Genomic DNA, 20,942 nt, shown 5'->3' with positions numbered 1-20,942 from the left:
TAGCATCGGTCATTGTGCTGCCTCCAGTACCATGGCCACGCCCAGGCCGCCGGCGGCGCAGGCGGTGGTCAGTGCCAGGCCACCACCGCGGCGGTTAAGCTCTCTCAGGGTTTGGGTGATCATGCGCGCACCGGTGGCGGCAAAGGGATGACCATAGGCCAGAGAGCCACCCAGTACGTTGAACTTGCTCATGTCCACCTCGCCGATGGCCCGAGCCCGGTTCAGCTCGCGCTCGGCAAAGGTGTGGCTTTCAAACATCTTGAGGTTGGCCAGGGTCTGGGCGGCAAAGGCCTCGTGCATGTCAATCAGGTCCATGTCCGCCAGGGTACAACCGGCCCGTTCCAGGGCCAGCGGCGTGGCATAGGCCGGGCCCAGCAGCATGTCGTGTTGCACCTCAATGGCTGCATAGGCATAACTGCGCAGGTAGCCGAGCGGCGTCAGGCCCAGCTCTTTCGCCCGGCTTTCGGTCATCATCAGCACGGCGGCGGCACCATCGGTCAGGGGGGTACTATTAGCAGCGGTCACGGTGCCGTGACGGCGGTCAAAGGCGGGCTTGAGCTTGCCGTAATCGGCCAGGGTGGACTGGGTACGTATATTGTTGTCCTGCTCGAAGGCTGCCTTGAACGGCGGCACATGGGCAGCCATGACTTCATCCGTCAGCCAGCCCTGCTGCCAGGCTTCGGTGGCCAGTTGATGAGAGCGGTGCGCCAGCTCATCCTGGGCCTCACGGCCGATGCCGTGGCTCTTGGCCATCTGCTCGGCGGTCTGCCCCATCGACAAGCCGGTGGAATATTCGGCCACCGCCGGCGGTACCGGCGCCAGATCCTTGAGTCCAAGACCCCGCAGTATCGCCAGTTTTGCACCGAAAGATTTGGCCTTGCTCAGATCCAGCAAGGCCTCGGCCAGACGCGTCGAGACTCCTATAGGCAGCACCGAAGCAGAGTCGGCGCCACCGGCAATACCTACCTGAACCTGCCCGGCCAACATCGACTCGGCCAGGCTAGACACCGCCTGAAAGCTGGTGGCACAAGCGCGGGTCACACTAAAGGCGTCGGTGCCGACCGGCAGCTCTGTGCCCAGCACGATTTCTCTGGCAATGTTGGGGGCCCTGGGCATCTGTATCACCTGGCCGAACACCAGTTGCTGTACCTCGGTCGCCGCCATGGGCGTACGTGCCAGCAGTTCGTTCACCACCATGGTGCCCAGCTCCAGCGCCGATATGCCACGCAAGGCGGTGGCCTGGCGGGCGAACGGCGTTCTCAGCCCGGAAACAATGGCGATACGATCGCCATTGCGGGTAGTTAATGGGTTAGTCGGCGACATGTACGCTCCTTGTTATAAGCCAGAAGTGGCAAACCGCGCAGTTGCAAATTTCGGCTCGGAAAGAGGTCTGACCTCCCTGGTATCTTAGCAACGGCATGCCCGGTTTTAAACAGCCGCTTGAAAATATTGATGTCCGATAAATGATGGGTTATCAGTCACTATGATGGCGTTTTTTACGGCAATATCAGCATCAATAACACAATAATCCGTCATCAATCATTGCTCGCACGAGACTTTAAGAGTGAGTAGACTGAATTTAGCCACCCTATTTCAACGGTGAACAATGATTTCTTTATTCGGGCGAAAGAAGACCAAGCCGGATGCGGTCTCTAAAAGCATGGTAATAAAACAAAAGCGCTATGAGGCGCTGGTGTATGCCTTTCATGGCGACTTGTTTCGTTATGCTTTCTGGCTTTGCCATGACAGGCAGGTCTCCGAAGATCTGGTGCAAGAGACATTTTTGCGTGCCTGGAAGGCGCTGGACAGCCTGAAAGACGAAAAAGCCGCCAAGGCATGGCTGATTACCATATTACGGCGAGAAAATGCCCGTCGTTTCGAGCGCAAGCAGTTCGATCTGGTCGATCTGGACAGCGTGCCGGTGCCCGACAAGCACAGCCCGGGGCCGGAGCAGGATATGGAAACCGAATGGCTGCGCCGGCACATTGCCGAGCTGGCCGAAGAATATCGTGAACCACTGCTACTGCAGGTACTGGGTGGTTTTAGTGGTGAAGAAATAGCCGAGATACTGGACTTGAACAAGAATACCGTAATGACCCGCCTCTTTCGTGCCCGCAACAAGCTGAAAGAGGCCATGGACCAAGACAAATCCTCGCGAGGCCAAAGCAATGGATGACCTGGAGTTCAGACGTCGGGCTTATGCCGATCCCAACGACAAGAGTTCTGACTTTATCAGTGCCTCAACTACTAACGCCGGCAACCGGCAATTTATGGGTGAAATAAAAGACTTCAATCACAAACTGGCGCGTGCACTGCACGAGCCGGTGCCCGATACCCTGCCCGACAAACTGATGCTGTCGCACCTGTTGCGCCAGCCGGACAAGCGTGAAGGTTTCGGTTGGCGCCATCTGGCAATGGCCGCTTCCGTGACCTTTGCGCTGGGTTTCTCTACCCGCTTTATGCATTTTTCCGCCGAAGCGGAACCTCTGCCGCCCTCGATTGGCCAGGTGGCGATGAGTCATGTGCAATGGGAAATGCCTTTCACCCAATATGTGGATGAAGCAGTCAGCCTCAGCACCATCAACGCCAAATTAGAGCCTTATGGCACTCGTATCAACGACATGGCCGATGTGGGCAAGGTGTATTATGCCAACCACTGCATGTTTGCCGGGGGGCCGGCGGCGCATCTGGTGATTCAGGGAGAGCACGACAGGGTACACGTCTTTATCGTACCGGCCGACCGGGCCTTGCAGCTGGTAAACAGCTTCTCGGATGACCATTATCACGGTGAAGTCATCCCCATGACCCTCAACCGCCTGGTGGTGGTCAGCGAGCTGGAAGAAGACGTCGGCAAGATGGCCAGCAAGATCAAGGCCTCGCTGGAAAGGGCGATATAACCACAGTAAATGGGGATAAAAAGGGTCGGAGTCAATGTTCTGGAATACTGAATTCCAAACTGACTCCGACCCTTTTCTTTTTGCAAAAAATTCACATTGAATCAGACAGTTCTATGCGAAGCCTGTCGATTTATTATGCAACTCCGTCATAAGGTTACAGGAATCGGGAGTTATTCGGTTTTATGATGTAACATTTGTTTAGTTCGCCCACACGGAAGGCGAAAATGCTGTTTGGTACAACAGGAACCCACTTATGACCATAGAACTCCCTATTCTGATTACCTTTGTCGGCTATCTGCTGCTGACCATGCTTATCGGTCTGGTGGCCTACAAAGCCACCAGTTCGCTGAGCGATTATATTCTGGGTGGTCGCCGTCTGGGTCCCGGCGTGGCAGCCCTGAGCGTCGGCGCGTCGGACATGAGCGGCTGGCTGCTGCTCGGCTTGCCCGGCGCCGTTTACCTGTATGGCATCAACCAGGCCTGGATTGGCATCGGCCTGGTCATCGGAGCCTGGCTCAATTGGCTGTTCGTGGCCAAGCGGCTGCGGGTCTACACCGAACAGGCCAACGACTCCCTTACCCTGCCCGATTTTCTGGAAAATCGGCTGGCCGATAACAGCGGTCTTATCCGGGTCATTGCAGCCGTCACCATACTGCTGTTCTTTATTTTCTATACCGCCTCCGGGCTGGTGGGTGGCGCCATACTGTTCGAAAAGGTCTTTGGCCTGCCCTACCTGACCGCACTGATTATCGGTGGCAGCGTTATCGTCGCTTATACCTTTATGGGCGGCTTTCTGGCGGTATCCTGGACCGATTTTTTTCAGGGCATACTGATGCTGCTGGCGTTGATAGTGGTGCCTTGGGCGGTGATGAACGAGCTGGGCGGCATCGACCAGACCCTGACGACCCTGAGCACCATGGACGCAACCAAACTGGACTTGTTCCACGACTTTTCTCTGCTCAGCGGCATCAGCCTGTTGGCCTGGGGACTGGGCTACTTTGGTCAGCCGCATATTCTGGCCCGCTTTATGGCCATCGACTCGCCAAAATCCGTTCCTCTGTCTCGCCGTATCGCCATGAGCTGGATGCTGCTGTCGCTGATTGGCTCCCTGGGTGTGGGCCTGGCCGGTGCCGTCTATTTTGCCGGTGCCCCGCTGGATAACCCGGAAACCGTCTTCCTGGCCCTGGCCAATACGGTGTTTAACCCCTGGGTGGCCGGTTTGCTGATTGCCGCCATCATGTCGGCCATCATGAGTACCATCGATTCCCAGTTGCTGGTGTGCTCTTCCGCCATTACCGAAGACTTTTACAAGCGCTGGTTACGCCCGGCCGCCGGTGATAACGAACTGGTGTGGGTAGGCCGATTTGCGGTGTTAGGGGTGGCGGTCTGCTCCATGCTGATAGCACTCGACCCGCAATCGACCGTGCTTGGTCTGGTCAGCTATGCCTGGGCCGGTTTTGGTGCCGCCTTTGGCCCCGTGATTATTCTCTCTGTGTACTGGCCACGCCTTACCCGCAACGGTGCCCTTGCCGGTATTGTGCTGGGTGCACTGACCGTGATCGGCTGGAAGCAACTGAGTGGCGGCCTGTTCGATTTGTACGAAATTGTACCCGGCTTCCTGATTGGCGGCCTGGCATGCATCCTGATCAGCCGAATGGATACCCCGCCTGTTAAAACCGTGGTACTGGGTTTCCGACGGATGGAATCCGAGCTTTAATCTTTCATAGCAAACACAAAAGGAGCCGAAAGGCTCCTTTTTTTGTTTGCCCGGCAAAGCTGATACCAATTTGAATAAACATCTGATCATTTTTAAACCCGAGATCAGAGGCAACACAGCCACCTCCCTCGACACGCTACAGGGAATGACACTCACGATGTCCGCCAGCTGCGAACATTCACCGGATGTTCGGTCAGGCTGAAATCATTCGTCACGGCGAGACAAGCTCGCCCCCTCTAAGCTCGGACATGCCATCTGACCGCCAGGGAGGGCGGGAATGCCGGAACGGCAGGAGCATTTTTCGGCCATGGCATGTCACGGTCGGGGGAGGCTGGCTCTGCTACCTCTTCTGGAACACCGAGTTGTCTGCAGACTGCACCAACAGGCGACGCCGAAGTATCAAGGAGGACAAAGGGATCTGCTCCACCGACCATCACATGACAGGGATGTCATGTGCTGAGCGTCACATGGAGGTGCTTGAAGCGGGTCGGTGGAGCGGGCCCTTTGTTCGGGATGAAGAGCGATCGGTTGTTTAATGGGATAGGTATGACAACAAAAAAGGCCCGGTATCATATTGATACCGGGCCTTTTTTACCGCCAAACGTTAGCCGTTACTGTGCCGGTGAAAGGCCGCGCTGTTGCCAGGCCCATCCTGCCAGCACCAGCATAAAGGCCGCCAGCGCCGCCATCAGGCCCATTCCGACTGAGGCGCTGTAGCCCAGAGCCAGATAGCCAATGACGCTGACCAGGGCGATAGAGAGCGCATAAGGCAGCTGCGTGATCACATGATCGATATGGTGGCAGGAGGCACCGGTAGAAGACAGGATAGTGGTGTCAGATATTGGAGAGCAGTGATCACCGAATACCGCTCCCGCCATCACCGCCGACATCCCCGGCAGCAGCAAGGATGCATCAATGGCCATGGTCATGTCGGCGGCAATGGGCAGCATTACGCCAAACGTACCCCAGCTGGTGCCGGTGGCAAAGGCCATGACCCCGGCCAGCAGAAACAGAATAGCCGGCAACATGAACAGCGGTATGCTTTGCTGTACCAGCGACGCCAGATATTTACCGGTTTGCAGCTCGCTAATCAGGCCGGCAATGGTCCAGGCAAACAACAGGATATATATCGCCGGCAACATACCCTTGAGCCCGACCTTCAAGGTATGACCCCAGTCTGACAGCGATGCCTTGTGCTTAAACATGGCGAAGGCGCAGACCAGTAGCCCCGCTACGCCACCAAACACCAGAGATCGACCCACATTGGTGTTTTCAAGGGCAGCCAGCAGCGAAAATTCCACCTGGTTCTGTGCCAGCGCCTGAGCACCGGTCAGCAGCAAGCCCGCCACCGTTACCAGCGTCAGGGTGCCTATCGCCAGCAACAGATCGCTAACACGACCTACGGTGATACTGCTGTCGGCCACGCCGGGCGGCGTGCCTTTGGCCTTGTCAAACAGCTCACCGTTCATGGCCTGTTGTTCATGCCGTGCCATGGCGCCCAGATCCCAGCCACCCCGGATAACCAGCAACACCATCAGCAGGGTGAAAATGGCATAAAAATTCATTGCACCCATCATCAGAAAAGTACTAAACGCACTTTGTCCGGTGAGGCCGTGGCTGGCCAGAATGCCTCCCACCAGTGCAATGATATAAGCCCCCCAGGAAGAAACCGGCATCAACACACAAACAGGGGCCGCAGTCGAATCCAGTAAATAGGCAAGCTTGGCGCGCGAAATATGAAAACGATCCGTCACTGGCCGACAAATGGTACCCACCGAAAGACTGTGAAAATAATCATCGATGAAGAAGATAAATACCAGTAATCCGGTCATTACCTTGGCCTGTCGCCGGTTTTTAATACGAGACTGCGCCCACTCTGCAAACGCAAGTGTGGCACCGGTACGGCTCAGCATGCTTATAATGCAACCTAATAGCAGCAAAAACAGTAATATATTAACATTCCATTCATTGACGGCATTATCGGACCAGAACAGGCCGATAATATTTCCACCCAGATGCGTGACGGCAGTCAGCGGATTGAATTGCTGTAGCAACAGTACACCAAGGATGATTCCCAGTCCCAGAGACAACAGGACACGACGGGTGAAGATGGCCAGCACAATGGCCAGCAAGGGTGGTAGCAGAGACCAGAAGGTCTGAATAAAAGGATGTGATTCCACGGCAATACCTGATTCTGAGTTGTCAATATAACTACCAGGAGCAGGAGGCCGATATCAAGATCGTCTTCTCTTTCCCAGCAATAGCGCATCATGAATAACTATTCATGACAGTATCGGCCCTTTCGGTACCGATCCCAGCCGAGTCATCGGATAAATGACATGACTTCGGCATAACGTCCTTTTGACCAGGATAAACGGCATCACCCTGAACTGGTCTACTGATACGTTATGCACCTCTACGCAGGTAAGACGGAGGATTTTACTGCCAAAAAGATAAAAATCAACACATTTGACCAAAAAACAACAGTTCTATTTTTGATCAAACCATGTTTCAGGTTTTTATATGCTTAAAATTCAGTCTGCCACCGCTGTACTCATAGACCAACATTCAGGCCAGGTAGAGCCGCCGATACACAACCCGGATATGAAGTTTCAATAACCGAGCTGGTCTTTTTTAATCGGCAATTAAATTTCGCAAAATGCAACGACATATACGTAATTCTACTGTTGGAATGGCTTTTATAATTAATATTATTGAAATGATCTCATTAATTAACTTGCTTCATTTAAAATGAAGATGTAAATTTAATTTATTATAAAATCAAGATAGCCCAACAGGTGTATGTAATGTCAGACTTTTTGAAAACCTTGCTTAACATTCGTAGCCTTCGCGCCGCCACTCGTGAACTGACTCTGGACCAGATGGAAGAAGGCTTAGCCAAGCTGGCTTCTGTTATTGAAGAACAGCGCGAATCCAAAGCCGCCGAACAGGCCGCTGCACAAGAACGTGAGCGCAAGCTGAAGGAATATATGGATCTGCTCGCCGCCGATGGTATCGATATCAGCGAGCTGGTTGAACTGACCGAGCCCGGCAAAAAAGCCAGTGCTCCACGTAGCAAGCGCCCTGCCAAATACGAATATCAAGATGAAAACGGCGAACACAAAACCTGGACCGGCCAGGGCCGTAAACCTTCCGCTATTCAGCAAGCGCTGGAAAGCGGTGAGAAAACACTGGAAGACTTCCTTATCAAATAAGCAAGTAATGTGCTTATGATTAAAAACAGGGCCATATGGCCCTGTTTTTGTTTCTACTCCGTTAGCACCGGCAAATATACCGCCGTTAACGCCGTTCCAGTAATGAGTATAACGGCTGATCGACGCCGTTCAGCTTCAGCTCGTACACCAGTGCCAGCTCTGTCCCCAGGGTACCGGCCGGCCAGCCTTTTCGCTCCAGCCAACACAGGTAGGCCATGGGCAGGCGGAGTAAGGGCTGCCCGTGGTATTTACCGAAGGGCATCGGCTTGCGGATAATGCTCAGCAGCTCTGCCGACTGCAGTGTCATGGGAAGCCCCCATCAGAATAGGTTAGTAACTGTGTCATTAGCGCGCGCAAGAACCCGCAAACGGCGCCGAGCCTGATGGCTAGGCACCGTCTACAAAACCATAGTGTTTGTCTTTAACTTAAAACTGACAGCTTATGGCTTAAAGCTTACCGCTGGGTTTAAAGAATGATTATGGCATCAGACTGAGATTGATCTGGGTCAGTACGGCCGCCGGATCGGCCGCCTGCGTGATCGGTCGGCCAATCACCAGGTAATCACTGCCTGCACTCACCGCTTGCTCTGGCGTCATGATACGGCGCTGATCGCCTGCATCGCTGCCGGCCGGGCGAATACCCGGGGTCACCAGCTTGAAGTCGGGCCCCAGCTCAGCTTTCAGCAGGCTGGCTTCCTGAGCCGAGCAGACCACGCCGTCGAGCCCGGCGTCACGCGTCAGTCGCGCGAGGGCCAGCACATGCTCTGCCGGAGACCGCAGCACACCAACCTGAATCAGCTCTTCAGCTGTCATGCTGGTCAGTACCGTTACCGCTATCAGCAAGGGCGCCTTGTCACCGTAAGGCAGCAAGGCCTCACGGGCCGCCTGCATCATCCGTGGGCCACCGCTGGCATGTACATTCACCATCCAGACACCCAGCTCTGCAGCCGCGGCCACCGCCTTGGCGACGGTATTGGGAATATCGTGAAACTTGAGGTCGAGAAAAACATCGAATCCGGCCTGCACCAGAGAGCGTACAAAGTCAGGCCCGAACAGGGTGAACATTTCCTTGCCGACTTTCAGTCGGCAGCTGGCAGGATCGAGTTTAGCAATCAGCGCCCGCGCCTGTTGTTCATCGGCAAAATCGAGGGCAATCAGGATTTTGGGATCGAGGTTTTTTGAATCTTGCATGGGTTTACCCTTTAATTTTTATACAACGTATCGTGAGGAGAAAAGCGTAAGCCGAGAGGGGTAAAAACCACATCCGAAAATTCGGTGTCTGGCGCTTTACGCCTCACTCTTTACGCCTCCCCCCTCACCATCACTTATTCGCCATCGAGGCCACGCACCGGTTTGATGCAGCCCCACTGTTTGCAGGAAGGACATTGCCAGAATAATGTTTTAGAAGAAAAGCCGCATTGGCCACAGCGATGGCTGGGCTTGAGCCTGATTTGCTCGGACACCAGCGACTTCAACATTTCCAGACTTTCCCGTGCCCTGCCCTGCTCCGCATTGGCCGCATGATATGACATCAGCCGGTAAAAGCCTTTCATGGTCGGGTGTCGCTGCAGTTGCGACAACACCAGTTGCTCGGCACCAAGAGCACCCTGTGTTTCGCCGACCTTGTCGGCCAGCATTAGCACAGCAGTAGCACCGCTGTCTGCGGCGACCCACTGCTCCAGTCGCTGCACAAACTCCGCCTCATTGCCCAGCATCCGGTAACAATACTGCAAGTCTGCCAGTACCTCGCTGATAAAGTCCGCATCATGCTCGGTGACCTGTAGCAGGCAATGAGCCGCCTGCGACCATTGCTGCTGTTCCATATAAATAGCGGCCAGACGCATATTGGCCCGGACGCAGCCCGCATCGGCCTTCAGCGCCTTCTTGAGCTGAACGATGGCGGCTTTGGCATCTGGCTGACGCCATTGCTGCTCGGCCAGCTCGCAGTAAAAATGCCCCATGGGCACCAGGGCCTTGAGGCCCCGCCGCTTCTTGAGCCGCTCGGCAACGGTAATGGCCTGCTCCCAGTCTTTCAGCTGCTGGTAGATTTGCATCAGCTGGCTCAGAGCTTCTTCTTCATAATCCGGGTCGTTTTTCAGCTCTACCAGAATATGCTCGGCTCTGTCGAGCAAGCCCGCCGCCAGAAAGTCCCGCGCCAGCTCCAGCATCGCCAGATGACGCTGTTCCAATAACAGATTAGGACGGGCAATCAGATTCTGGTGTATGCGAATGGCGCGATCAACTTCACCCCGGGACCGAAACAGGTTACCGAGGGCAAGGTGGGTTTCAATGGTTTCACTGTCGACCTGCAGCAATTGAATAAACAGATCAACGGCCTTGTCAGGCTCGTCGGAAAGCAGAAAATTCAGCCCGGCAACGTATTGCCGGGAGAAATGATTGGATTTATTTTGAGCATCCTGCCGGACTCCCCTGCGCCCCATGTACCAGCCATAGGCAGCTGCGACCGGAAGCAGCAGAAACAGCAATTCCAGCATAGGGCTCGTTAATCCTTAATGGGCAATGCTCTGAGCTCTTCCAATTCCCTTTGTTGACGCTCGACTTTCTTGCGCAAACCACTGTTGTTCATCTTGAGACGCAGTAATATCAGACCGAACACCAGCCAGCCGATAACAAAACCGGCCACAAATACCACCGCCAGTAATGTAGAAAGGCGATAGTCGCCCTGCGCCAGCAGATAGTTAACATGAACCAGCTGATCGTTTTGCGAGCCCAGTGTCAGTCCTACTGCAAACAGAATTGCCAGGATTACCAGGCCAAAAATAATTTTCACCTTACCCTCTCAACTTCCTGATTTCGAGTATTGGCATTATCCCGTAAAAGCCGGATGCTCGCCAGTCGAGTTGCCATGAAAAGTGATATAGAACAAACTGATGTGTACTCAGGCAGGGTTAACCCGCTCGCGTAATTCTTTACCGGGTTTGAAATGCGGTACGTATTTACCGGTCAACTCCACTTTTTCGCCGGTTTTCGGGTTACGCCCCTGTCGGGGTGCCCGATAATGCAATGAAAAGCTGCCAAAGCCTCTGATTTCAATGCGGTCGCCTGTTTGCAGGGTCGATGCCATCTGTTCGAGAATTTCCTTGATGGCATTTTCCACTTCCTTGGCGGAGAGGTGGCTGTACTGCTCTGACAGTCTTTCAATGAGATCGGATTTGGTCATGATGTGTTTCTCCTGATCACCAGACAACAAAAAGGGGGCGCGAAGGCCCCCTTTTACATTTGGAAAGGCTTATTCGCCTTTGGCAGCCTTGAAGGCTTCAGCCATGGCACTCAAACCAACATCTTCAGGTTGCTGTTGGTTCAGGTTATCCAGAACTACTTTATCTTCTGCTTCGTCTTTCGCACGGATAGACAAGCTCAGAGTACGGTTCTTGCGATCTACGCCCATGAAACGCGCTTCGATTTCTTCACCCACTTTCAGTACTGTGGATGCGTCTTCGATGCGGTCGCGGGAGATGTCGGCAACACGGACATAACCTTCCACGCCTTCTTCCATCTCAACCACGGCGCCTTTGGCGTCAACGGCAGTGATGGTACCCTTAACGATAGCACCTTTCTTGTTGTCAGACAGGTACTTGTTGAAGGGGTCTTCGTCGATTTGCTTCACACCCAGGCTGATGCGTTCGCGCTCGGGATCGACCTGCAGAACAACGGCGTCAATCTCGTCGCCTTTCTTGAATTCACGAACGGCTTCTTCGCCACCGCTCCAAGAAATGTCGGACAGGTGAACCAGACCGTCGATGCCGCCGTCCAGACCGATGAAGATACCGAAGTCAGTGATTGACTTGATCTTACCGGAAACACGGTCACCCTTGTTGTGGGTTTCCGCAAACAGCTGCCAGGGGTTAGATTTGCACTGCTTCAGACCCAGAGAGATACGACGACGTTCTTCGTCGATATCCAGCACCATTACGTCTACGCTGTCGCCAACAGAAACCACTTTAGATGGGTGGATGTTCTTGTTGGTCCAGTCCATTTCAGACACGTGTACCAGGCCTTCAACGCCTTCTTCGATTTCAACGAAGCAGCCGTAGTCGGTCAGGTTGGTCACGCGGCCAGACAGACGAGTGCCTTCTGGGTAACGGTTAGCGATATCAACCCACGGATCTTCACCCAGCTGCTTCAGACCCAGAGACACACGAGTGCGCTCACGGTCGAACTTCAGCACTTTAACGTTGATTTCGTCACCCACGTTCACGATTTCGCTTGGATGCTTAACGCGCTTCCAGGCCATGTCGGTAATGTGCAGCAGGCCATCTACGCCGCCCAGGTCTACGAAAGCACCGTAGTCGGTCAGGTTCTTGACGATACCTTTAACTTCTTGACCTTCTTGCAGGTTCTCAAGCAGCTGCTCGCGCTCGGCACTGTTTTCAGTTTCGATAACGGCACGACGAGAAACAACAACGTTGTTGCGCTTCTGGTCCAGCTTGATCACTTTGAACTCAAGCTCTTTACCTTCCAGGTGCAGCGTGTCGCGTACCGGGCGTACGTCAACCAGCGAACCAGGCAGGAATGCACGGATAGTGTTCACTTCTACAGTGAAGCCACCCTTGACCTTGCCGTTGATCACACCGATAACGGTTTCTTGATCTTCGTAGGCTTTTTCCAGTTGCAGCCAGGACTCGTGGCGCTTCGCTTTTTCGCGGGAAAGCAGAGTCTCACCGAAACCGTCTTCTACCGCGTCCAGCGCTACGTCTACAACGTCGCCAACGCTGACTTCCAGCTCGCCCTGAGCATTTTTGAACTGCTCGGCAGGGACGGCGGATTCAGACTTCAGGCCTGCGTCAACCAGAACGATACCGTTCTCGATGGCTACTACAGTACCTTTAACAATGGAACCCGGACGGGTTTCCAGTTCTTTCAGAGACTCTTCAAAGAGTTGGGCAAAAGATTCAATCATGTTTAATGAATACACTTTTTAAGTTGAACATCCACAGGGCAATCCGGCACCGGTGGGGTGATTAGCATAGACCCGTCCCTTCCTTGGGGCGGGCAGGGCCAGGCCGCATCAGCGACCTCGCTTAACTTATCTTTTCTTTCGTGCTTTTTTTAACCGAAATAAAGCTTAACCGAGCTTAACCTTAGTATGACTCAGCACTTTGTCCAGTACTTGTGTAATGGATAAGTTGGTCGAGTCGATCACCAGGGCATCGGCTGCGGCTTTAAGCGGCGCTACGGCTCGATTGCGATCTCGCTCGTCACGCGTCTGAATTTCGCTTAAAAGACGGTCAAAACTAACATCAAAGCCCTTGTCTTGCAACTGAATAAGCCGCCGCTGCGCCCTTTCTTCGGCGCTGGCATCGAGGAAAATTTTGACCGGTGCATCGGGGAAAACCACGGTACCCATATCCCGACCGTCGGCAATCAGACCGGGACTGGCCCGGAAGGCGCGCTGACGCCGAAGCAGGGCTTCTCGAACCCGGGGAAAGGCAGCGACCTTGCTGGCAGCGTCTCCCATTTGTTCGGTGCGAATAGAACGGGAAACGTCTTCTCCTTCGAGGATGGTCTTGATGTGACCATCTACCACCGGAAACTGTACATCCAGGTGGGCCGCCAATGGCAACAATCCGGTTTCATCGTCCAGCGCCACATTGTGATGCCGGGCCGCCAGTGCCAGTACGCGATAGATAGCGCCGGAATCAAGCAGGTGCCATTCCAGTTTCTCGGCCAGCAACTGACAAAGGGTTCCCTTGCCGGCGCCGCCTGGGCCATCCACGGTAATGACGGGAGCTTGTTCAGTCATGGCATTCTCCAATGAATAAATTAGTCTGGGCACCTAGTGCCGCGCGGCCGGCATTATACCCGAGTTGACATATAAAGGCATAACTCACAATTCATTAACACGATAAAAATAAAGCCATCGCGCGACCTAAGCCGATATTGCGCCTATACCTGCACGCCCATCCGCTTTACAATGAGCGCCATTTTTTGTTACTTGATAATCAAAAGAGGAACGCCATGAGCAGTGTTACCCGGATGGCAAACTCAAAACTGCCGACACCCTGGGGCACCTTTACCCTGATCGGGTTTGAAGAAAAAGGCACCGGCAAGGATCATGCCGCCCTGGTGATGGGGAATATCGACGATGGACAGCCGGTACTGGGCCGCATTCACTCCGAGTGTCTGACCGGTGATGCTCTGTTCAGCCTGCGTTGCGACTGCGGCTTTCAGCTGCAGGCCGCTATGGAAAGAATAGCCAAGGAAGGGCGCGGCATACTGCTCTATGTGCGCCAGGAAGGACGAGGCATAGGCCTGCTCAACAAGATTCATGCCTATCACCTGCAGGATCAGGGCAAGGACACGGTGGAAGCCAACGTCGAGCTGGGTTTTGCCGCCGACATGCGCGACTACACCATTTGTGCCGATATGCTGCACGGCCTGGGCGTCAAGCAGATGAAGCTGATGACCAACAACCCGCGCAAGGTCAAGGCGATGGAAAACTTCGGTATCGAAGTGGTAGAGCGTATACCGCTGCAGGAAGGGCGTAATCCCTTCAACGAGCATTACCTGGACACCAAAGCCGGCAAACTGGGCCATATGCTTAAGGAATGATGCCAACATCTTCACGCGGTATCGGAGCCTCGGGTCATTGCCCGGGGCTTTTTTGTTGGTATTAAAACGTGAGGAGTGACAGATACCCCCTCACACTTCATCCCTCACGATTTATTTTCCCGCCAACATCTGAGCGTCGCTGCGCTTCAGTACCGAGTAAAGCACGCCACTGACCAGGGATCCGGCGGCAATGGCTGGCACATACCACTGCAGTTGCTGAATGGCATTGGGAATAAAAAACACGAAGATGCCGCCATGGGGGGCCAACAGTTTGGCGCCAAAGTACATGGACAGGGCCCCGGTGAGTGCGCCGCCGAGCATGCAGCAGGGGATCACCCGCAACGGGTCCCGTGCGGCGAAGGGAATGGCACCTTCGGAGATAAAGCACAATCCCAGCACGAAAGAGGCCTTGCCTGCCTCCTGCTCGCTCTTGTTGAACTTGCGCCGGGCGAGAAAGGTGGCAATACCCATGGCCAGCGCCGGCACCATGCCTGCCGCCATGGCCGCCGCCATGGGGCCGTAGGTTTGTGATGCCAGCAGCCCGACCGAAAAGGCATAGGCCGCCTTGTTGACCGGGCCGCCCATGTCGAAGCACATCATGGCGCCGAGAATGATACCGAGCAGCACCGCATTGGCCGAGCCCATGTTGTTGAGAAAGTCGGTCATGGTGGTCATCACCAACGCCACCGGCCCACCGACCACGTAAATCATCACCAGGCCGGTAAAGAGGCTGGCAAACAGCGGAATAATCAATATGGGTTTCAGCGCCATCAGGCTGGTGGGCATCGGCACTTTGTTCGCCAGATAACGAGCACTGTAGCCAGCCAGAAAACCGCCGATGATGCCGCCGATAAAACCGGCACCCAGGGTGCTGGCCAGCATGCCGCCAATCATGCCGGGAGCAATGCCCGGCCGGTCGGCAATGGAATAGGCGATATAGCCAGACAGCACCGGTATCATCAGGGCAAAGGCCGAGGCCCCGCCGATTTGCATCAGCGCCGCTGCCAGGCTGCCTTCTTCCTTGAACGCCTCGATGCCAAACACGAACGACAACGCAATAATCAGACCGCCGGCGACCACCATCGGCAACATGAACGACACCCCGGTCAGCAGATGCTGATAAGGGCCGGCCTGCTTGTCATCTTGCAGGTTATTAGTCCCGTCTGCTCCCGCCGGGTTCTTTCCCTTGTGCCGGTATAATCGGGCTTCAGCCTGGGCACTCTTCAGGGTGTGTTGCGGTTTTTTCAGCGCCGTCCCGGTACTGGTGCGATAAACTCGTTTACCGTCAAACCGGCTCAGATCCACCTCTATGTCTGCCGCCACTATCACCGCATCGGCGGCTTTGATGTCGGCGGCGGTCAGCGCGTTCTGGGCACCGACCGAGCCCTGTGTTTCCACCTTGATCTGAATCTCCATGGCGTTGGCGGCCTCGCTCAGCGCCTCGGCAGACATAAAGGTATGCGCCACTCCGGTCGGACAAGCGGTAATGGCCACCAGTTTCACCCCGGCCGCCGGTGTGCCTTCCTCCTGCATCACCGCCTGCTCCCTGCCCTGTTGCAGCCAGGACCTGGGCTCATTAAGTGCCGATTGAATATCACTTCGATACAGCGACTTGCCGATGAAGCGGGACAGATCCAGTGGTGTATCCGCCGCTACCAGCACCAGTTCGGCATCCTCGATCTGCGCCGGGGTGAAGGTCGTGACCGGCTCAAGCTGGCTGTAACATTCCACGCTCGTCTGCCAGCCCAGATCCTGTGCCGCCTGGCGCAACAAGCGGGCGGCCAGATAACTGCTGGCCATGCCGCTGGGGCAAGCGGTAATAACCAAGGTTTTCATTACACTTTGCTCGGCTCTAGTTGCGTAATTTCAATGGCATCCTGATAATCATTCAATTGCTGCTTATTGCTGATACCGACACCCACCTGAGTCACCGCCATGATCGACAGAGCGACTGCACGCCGCAGGGTAAAAGCTTCATCCCGGCCTTCCAGCAGCCCGGCACAAAGCCCGGCCACCAGACTGTCTCCGGCACCCACTGTGCTGACCACTTTTACCTTCGGTACCCGGGCCTTCCAAGCCCCTCTAGGGCTGAACCAGTGCACACCCTCGGCACCGTTTGATACCACTATATGCTGAATGCCTTGTTGCTGAAGTTCCCGGGCACAGTCGGCCAGATCAGCCTCATCACGAATGGGGCGTCCGACCAAATCGACCAGCTCGTCGATGTTGGGCTTGATCAAGGCGGGAAAGCCTTTAATACCAACGCGAAGCGTCTCGCCACTCGCATCCAGCAATACCAGTTTGCCCCGTTCGCGCCACATGTCGATCAGCCCCTCGAGCTGCTTGGGATAGACCCCGGGCGGCAGGCTGCCCGCCACCACCAGAGTGTCGAAATGACGCTCAAGCGACTCAAGTCGCGCCAGCAGTCGGTTCCAATCGCTCTTCTCCACTTGTAATCCCGGCAGATTGATATCGGTAACTCGGCCGCCCTCTTCACTGATCTTGACGTTGACTCGGGTATCACCAGCCAAACGCACGAAGTCGTCTTCAATACCATAACGTTCGAACATTGCACGAAAGGACGCGTCGTTGTTCAGACCCAGGAAACCGGTGGCCCGGGGGCGATGCCCCAGATCGGCCAGCACTCGGGCCACGTTGATGCCCTTGCCGGCGGCGCCAAGATGACCGTGATTGGCCAGGTTGACCGCCCCGGTGTTCAGTGGTTTCAGGGACACGGTCAGATCCAGTGCCGGATTAAGGGTCAGGGTTAATATGCTCATCGGGCCTCTCCTATTAGTTGTTGTATAGTTGTCGTACCGCCGGAGCATCGACTGCCTGCAAGGCCTGTTCAGCCAGCTTCCGGCAGCTACTCAGGCTCCATTCACGCACTTGTGCCTTGACCAGTGTAACCCGTTTGAGACTGACAGACAGCTCGTCCACTCCCAGCCCCAACAATAGCGGCAGCGCCACCGGATCAGAGGCCAACTCACCACAGACTCCCACCCATTTTCCTTTGGCATGGGCGGCATCCACCACCATCTTGATCAAACGCAACACCGCCGGATTGAGACCATCAGAGAGTCTGGCCAGTCCGCCGTTGCCCCTGTCCATCGCCAGGGTGTACTGGGTCAGATCGTTGGTGCCGATACTGAAAAAATCGACTTCTTCGGCAAAAACAGCGGCATTGAGGGCGACGGAAGGTACTTCCACCATGATGCCGACCTGCACATCGGTGGCCTGCACCTCAGACTGAATCTTGTCGAACAGGGCCTTGGCCCATCGCCATTCGGACCAGTCTGCCACCATGGGAAACATGATGCGCAAGGGCCTGTCGCCGGCGGCCATCAGCAAGGCGCGCAACTGGGTTTTCAGCAGTTCGGGCTTTTGCATGCAAAGCCTTATGCCGCGTACCCCGAGGAAAGGGTTGTCTTCTTTGGGTACTGGCCAATAAGGCAAGGGTTTGTCGCCACCCACATCCAGGGTTCGGGCCACCAACGGCCGACCGTCGAGGGCATCAAACGCTTGCCGATAAAAGGCCAGTTGCTCGTCCAGATCCGGCTCGCTGTGCCGGGCCATAAATACAAACTCGGTACGCAGCAGGCCCACCCCTTCGGCGCCCACTTCCATCACTTCCCTCGCCTGGCCGGTATCAGCCAGGTTGGCAGCCACGCCTATCCGGTGCCCGTCCAACGTGATGGCAGCATCGTGCCGACGCATCCAGTCCTGTTCGGCCTGCTCTCTCTCCCTTTGCTGACGGACTCGGGCCTGCTCCAGCATCGCCGCCTCGGGAGCTACCCAAAGCGTACCGTCATCACCATTGAGAATGGCTTCGGTGCCCGACGGCAGAGCCATCACGGCACCGCCCGCCGCCACCAACGCCGGAATACCCAGGGAGCGAGCCAGAATGGCGCTGTGAGACGAGGCGCCACCGCCGACGGTCACCAGCCCCAGCACCCGGCTCGGGTCCAGGTTGACCAGCTGCGAGGGGCCGATATCCTGCGCCAGCCAGAGATAAGGATGCTCGGGGGGCGGCGTCATACGGCTATGACACAAAATCGCCATCACCCGGCGACCGATATCACGAATGTCGGCAGCCCGCTCGGCCAGCAGGGCATCACTACTGGCCGCCTGCCGGTCAGCCGCGGAGTCAATTTCGCTCCACCAGGCGGCGGCGGCAGACTGCCCCTGTTTGATGCGGCAGCTCACTCCTTGTGTAAGGGACGAGTCGGCCAGCAGCTCCCGATGCATGGACATCATGTCTCGTGCCTGTGTATCACTAAGTCGTCTCAGGGTAGCGCTCAGCTCAGCACTGGCCTGCTCTATGGCAGCACTCAACTTTTGTTGTTCGGCCTGGGTATCCCCAGCCTGTTGCGGATAATCGAACCGCAGAGGGGCGTCCACGAATACCGGCCCTATGGCAATACCGGGTGAAGCGGCCACACCACGCACCAGAGTGTTGGGGTCGATGCCCTGCGGCTCGTGAATGTCGTGCTCTTCGGCCTGTGGCTCCGTCGCCTGGGCGACAAACGCCTCCCCCAGGCCCCCGTTCACCGCCTCCGTCAATGCATCCAGGGCGGCCTCGGCATCCGGGCCTTCGGCTCTGAACACCAGCTGGTGACCGGCCTTGACGCCCAGGCCTATCATCTTCATCAGACTCTTGGCCGATACCCAGTGTTCGTCACCGTCGAGGTTGCAAACCTGAATATCGGCATCGAAGTTCTTGGCGGCCTGCACCAACATAGCGCCGGGTCGGGCATGCAGGCCGTGGGTATTACGCACCACCACCGTCCTTTGATGACTGCTCAAGGAGACCGGCCCCCGCTTCAAGACGTTCAGCAGCGCCTCGGCAGAGTCCTGCCCCGCCAGCTCGGCTCCCCTGCCCGCCGCCAACCAATCGGCCACCCGGGTCAGCAGCGTCTTGTGTTCCGAGCCCCTTACCGCCAGCGCCAGTAGGCCGGATACCGGCTGCTGACGGTGAGTGATGCCGCTGGCGGTCAGCAAGGCCGCACCAGGTTTGTCGTCGGCCGGGATCTGTTTCAACCACCAGCCCTGGCCGATATACATCCCGGCGCTCTGCTGCAACGCCGACTCTTCGGTCGGGTTCAATTGCATCAGCGTTGCGGCCTGTTCGACCAGCAGTTCCAGAGTGCCGGCACGGGCCTTGACTGCCACCCTATCGGCGCTCAGTACGAATTTCGTTTCGGTTGCCGACTCGGCGTTACCCTGTAACAGTTGCAACACCTCCTGCGACTGCCGGGCGGCCTTTACCCGTTCAAACAGCCCGTCCCGAGACAAGGTTCTGGCCAATTGTTTAAGCAAATCCAAATGTTCATCGGAGCCGGCGGCGATGCCCAGCACCAGGTAGGCTCTTTCTCCACCGCCCCAGGGCACTCCATCAGGTAGATGCATGGCCTTGATGCCGGTATTTTTAATCAGGTGACGGCACTCCTGAGTACCGTGGGGAATGGCAATGCCCTGCCCCAGATAGGTGGAGTTTTGCGCTTCACGTGTCAGCATGCCGGCCCCGTAACCGGCGGCCACATGGCCATCCTGCTCCAGCCAGTCGGCCAATGCCTGTATTACGGCGGCCTTGTCGGCCAGAGGGACTCCGGTTTTTACGTCTTGTGCAGTCAGAGAAAACATGACATCACCTGCTGATGGACAAAAGATGGATACCTTGAAACAACAAGATGGTAGAACCTGGGTCGTTTTGATCACTGAATTTATACTGAATCGTTTCAGGCAGGCGAGCAAGTGTGTTCCTGTTACCCGGAAAGACATGACTCACCGAGCAAGAGTTCACAGCAATCAGGGCTGAATTTCCTGGCCATCCCATGCGAAGACCCGACCGGAATGTTCGGGGCCGAGTCCGTCGAGCACCGCCAGCAGATGGCGGGCCGTCTGTTGTGGGCTGTGCAGTTGGCCCTCGGCCAGACCGGAGCGGAAGGGTGCCGACAACTCAGTGGCCACGGTGCCTGGATGCAGCCCCACCACGCAGGCGGCGGGAAAGCGCCGTTGCCACTCGATGCTCAAGGTTTTGATCGCCATGTTGAGCGCCGCCTTGCTGATGCGATAGCTGTACCAGCCGCCGGCACGGTTGTCGCTTATGCTGCCCACCCGCGCCGACAGGGCGGCAAACTGCAGCGGCTGCTGGCGTGACAGGCGGGAAGAAAGTAACTGGGCCATGGCCAGGGTAGGCCAGGTATTAATGTGAATACTGTTGGCGAGTGCCGCCTCGGTGACTTGTTCGATGCGTTTTTCCGGCTGCTGTTCGCCCTGGTGGAGCATGCCCAGGGTGTTGATTACCCGCTCCGGAAGCGGCAGATCCCCGGTGGCCGCGGCCAGCGCTTCGATATCTGTGTTGTCCACCGCCAGCCAATCAACCCCTTCCATTCCGGAGTCGGTACGGCTGAACAGCACGACCTTATCCCCCCGCCCGAGGCATTCCCGAGCCAGGGCTCGGCCGATACCGCCACCGCCCATTATCCAGTAGTGCATCTGGTCTCTCCTTGTCGCGATCCGTGATCGGGAAGGATGACCG

At 56.1% G+C, this 20,942-nt stretch carries 18 protein-coding genes and 1 riboswitch; of the genes, 5 read left to right on the top strand and 13 right to left on the bottom strand.

Features of this window, described 5'->3' with window-relative positions; all coding sequences use genetic code 11:
* Positions 1 to 9: 9 nt before the first annotated feature.
* On the bottom strand, positions 10 to 1,323 hold the full coding sequence (fadI, locus tag UN63_RS01705; RefSeq protein ID WP_104485055.1) for an acetyl-CoA C-acyltransferase FadI: 1,314 nt from the start codon (positions 1,321 to 1,323) through the stop codon (positions 10 to 12).
* Positions 1,324 to 1,660: 337 nt separating this feature from the next.
* Between fadI and UN63_RS01700 the strand changes: the two genes are divergently transcribed.
* The 3 genes from UN63_RS01700 (at position 1,661) to putP (ending at position 4,614) form a co-directional block, all read left to right on the top strand.
* Entirely contained in the window at positions 1,661 to 2,176 is a 516-nt protein-coding gene (locus tag UN63_RS01700; RefSeq protein ID WP_229793474.1) for a sigma-70 family RNA polymerase sigma factor, read from the top strand.
* Positions 2,169 to 2,897 carry a DUF3379 domain-containing protein gene (locus UN63_RS01695; RefSeq protein ID WP_104485053.1) on the top strand — a complete coding sequence of 243 codons (729 nt, stop codon included), beginning with the start codon at positions 2,169 to 2,171 and terminating at the stop codon, positions 2,895 to 2,897. The genes UN63_RS01700 and UN63_RS01695 overlap by 8 nt, the downstream gene beginning before the upstream one ends.
* Before the next feature lie 253 nt (positions 2,898 to 3,150).
* Positions 3,151 to 4,614, top strand: a complete 1,464-nt coding sequence (gene putP / locus UN63_RS01690) for a sodium/proline symporter PutP (protein WP_104485052.1) — start codon at positions 3,151 to 3,153, stop codon at positions 4,612 to 4,614.
* Positions 4,615 to 5,225: 611 nt separating this feature from the next.
* Here putP and UN63_RS01685 read toward each other — a convergent pair.
* Positions 5,226 to 6,794 (bottom strand): Na+/H+ antiporter NhaC family protein, encoded by a 1,569-nt coding sequence (locus UN63_RS01685; protein WP_104485051.1) that lies wholly within the window; start codon positions 6,792 to 6,794, stop codon positions 5,226 to 5,228.
* A gap of 73 nt (positions 6,795 to 6,867) precedes the next feature.
* Positions 6,868 to 7,041, bottom strand: a riboswitch (Lysine riboswitch).
* 380 nt (positions 7,042 to 7,421) lie between these two features.
* Here UN63_RS01685 and UN63_RS01680 point away from each other — a divergent pair.
* Complete coding sequence (locus UN63_RS01680; protein ID WP_104485050.1) at positions 7,422 to 7,829, top strand: H-NS family histone-like protein; 408 nt, start codon at positions 7,422 to 7,424, stop codon at positions 7,827 to 7,829.
* 85 nt (positions 7,830 to 7,914) lie between these two features.
* Here the strand turns inward: UN63_RS01680 and UN63_RS01675 are convergent, their stop codons facing one another.
* From UN63_RS01675 to cmk, 7 genes are all read right to left on the bottom strand, one after another.
* A complete protein-coding gene (locus tag UN63_RS01675) occupies positions 7,915 to 8,136 on the bottom strand; it encodes a DUF3820 family protein (RefSeq protein WP_104485049.1) in 222 nt (73 codons plus the stop codon).
* Between the two features lie 169 nt (positions 8,137 to 8,305).
* Positions 8,306 to 9,019 (bottom strand): orotidine-5'-phosphate decarboxylase, encoded by a 714-nt coding sequence (gene pyrF / locus UN63_RS01670; protein ID WP_104485048.1) that lies wholly within the window; start codon positions 9,017 to 9,019, stop codon positions 8,306 to 8,308.
* A gap of 134 nt (positions 9,020 to 9,153) precedes the next feature.
* Positions 9,154 to 10,323, bottom strand: a complete 1,170-nt coding sequence (lapB, locus tag UN63_RS01665) for a lipopolysaccharide assembly protein LapB (RefSeq protein WP_104485047.1) — start codon at positions 10,321 to 10,323, stop codon at positions 9,154 to 9,156.
* Positions 10,324 to 10,331: 8 nt separating this feature from the next.
* Complete coding sequence (locus tag UN63_RS01660; RefSeq protein ID WP_104485046.1) at positions 10,332 to 10,619, bottom strand: LapA family protein; 288 nt, start codon at positions 10,617 to 10,619, stop codon at positions 10,332 to 10,334.
* Between the two features lie 108 nt (positions 10,620 to 10,727).
* The gene (gene ihfB / locus UN63_RS01655; protein WP_104485045.1) at positions 10,728 to 11,009 is read right to left on the bottom strand and encodes an integration host factor subunit beta; all 282 of its coding nucleotides are present in this window, start codon (positions 11,007 to 11,009) and stop codon (positions 10,728 to 10,730) included.
* 69 nt (positions 11,010 to 11,078) lie between these two features.
* Entirely contained in the window at positions 11,079 to 12,749 is a 1,671-nt protein-coding gene (gene rpsA, locus UN63_RS01650) for a 30S ribosomal protein S1 (RefSeq protein WP_104485044.1), read from the bottom strand.
* A 165-nt stretch (positions 12,750 to 12,914) separates the two neighbouring features.
* Positions 12,915 to 13,592: a (d)CMP kinase gene (gene cmk, locus UN63_RS01645; protein ID WP_104485043.1), complete on the bottom strand. Its 678-nt coding sequence runs from the start codon at positions 13,590 to 13,592 to the stop codon at positions 12,915 to 12,917.
* A 215-nt stretch (positions 13,593 to 13,807) separates the two neighbouring features.
* On the opposite strand from cmk, the gene ribA reads away from it, so the two are divergent.
* A complete protein-coding gene (gene ribA / locus UN63_RS01640) occupies positions 13,808 to 14,401 on the top strand; it encodes a GTP cyclohydrolase II (protein WP_104485042.1) in 594 nt (197 codons plus the stop codon).
* Between the two features lie 111 nt (positions 14,402 to 14,512).
* On the opposite strand, the gene UN63_RS01635 is transcribed toward ribA, so the two are convergent.
* The 4 genes from UN63_RS01635 to UN63_RS01620 all read right to left on the bottom strand — a co-directional run bounded on the left by UN63_RS01635 (position 14,513) and on the right by UN63_RS01620 (position 20,899).
* Positions 14,513 to 16,237 carry a PTS fructose-like transporter subunit IIB gene (locus tag UN63_RS01635; protein ID WP_104485041.1) on the bottom strand — a complete coding sequence of 575 codons (1,725 nt, stop codon included), beginning with the start codon at positions 16,235 to 16,237 and terminating at the stop codon, positions 14,513 to 14,515.
* A complete protein-coding gene (gene pfkB, locus UN63_RS01630) occupies positions 16,237 to 17,181 on the bottom strand; it encodes a 1-phosphofructokinase (RefSeq protein ID WP_104485040.1) in 945 nt (314 codons plus the stop codon). The genes UN63_RS01635 and pfkB overlap by 1 nt, the downstream gene beginning before the upstream one ends.
* A gap of 13 nt (positions 17,182 to 17,194) precedes the next feature.
* A complete protein-coding gene (ptsP, locus tag UN63_RS01625; RefSeq protein WP_104485039.1) occupies positions 17,195 to 20,044 on the bottom strand; it encodes a phosphoenolpyruvate--protein phosphotransferase in 2,850 nt (949 codons plus the stop codon).
* Positions 20,045 to 20,209: 165 nt separating this feature from the next.
* On the bottom strand, positions 20,210 to 20,899 hold the full coding sequence (locus UN63_RS01620) for an SDR family NAD(P)-dependent oxidoreductase (protein WP_104485038.1): 690 nt from the start codon (positions 20,897 to 20,899) through the stop codon (positions 20,210 to 20,212).
* Positions 20,900 to 20,942: the final 43 nt, after the last annotated feature.

The sequence above is a fragment of the Oceanisphaera arctica genome (assembly GCF_002936955.1).
In the GTDB taxonomy this organism is placed as follows: domain Bacteria; phylum Pseudomonadota; class Gammaproteobacteria; order Enterobacterales; family Aeromonadaceae; genus Oceanimonas; species Oceanimonas arctica.
The sequence above is the reverse complement of the archived record's forward strand: the minus strand, read 5'-3'. Positions and strand labels throughout refer to the sequence as shown.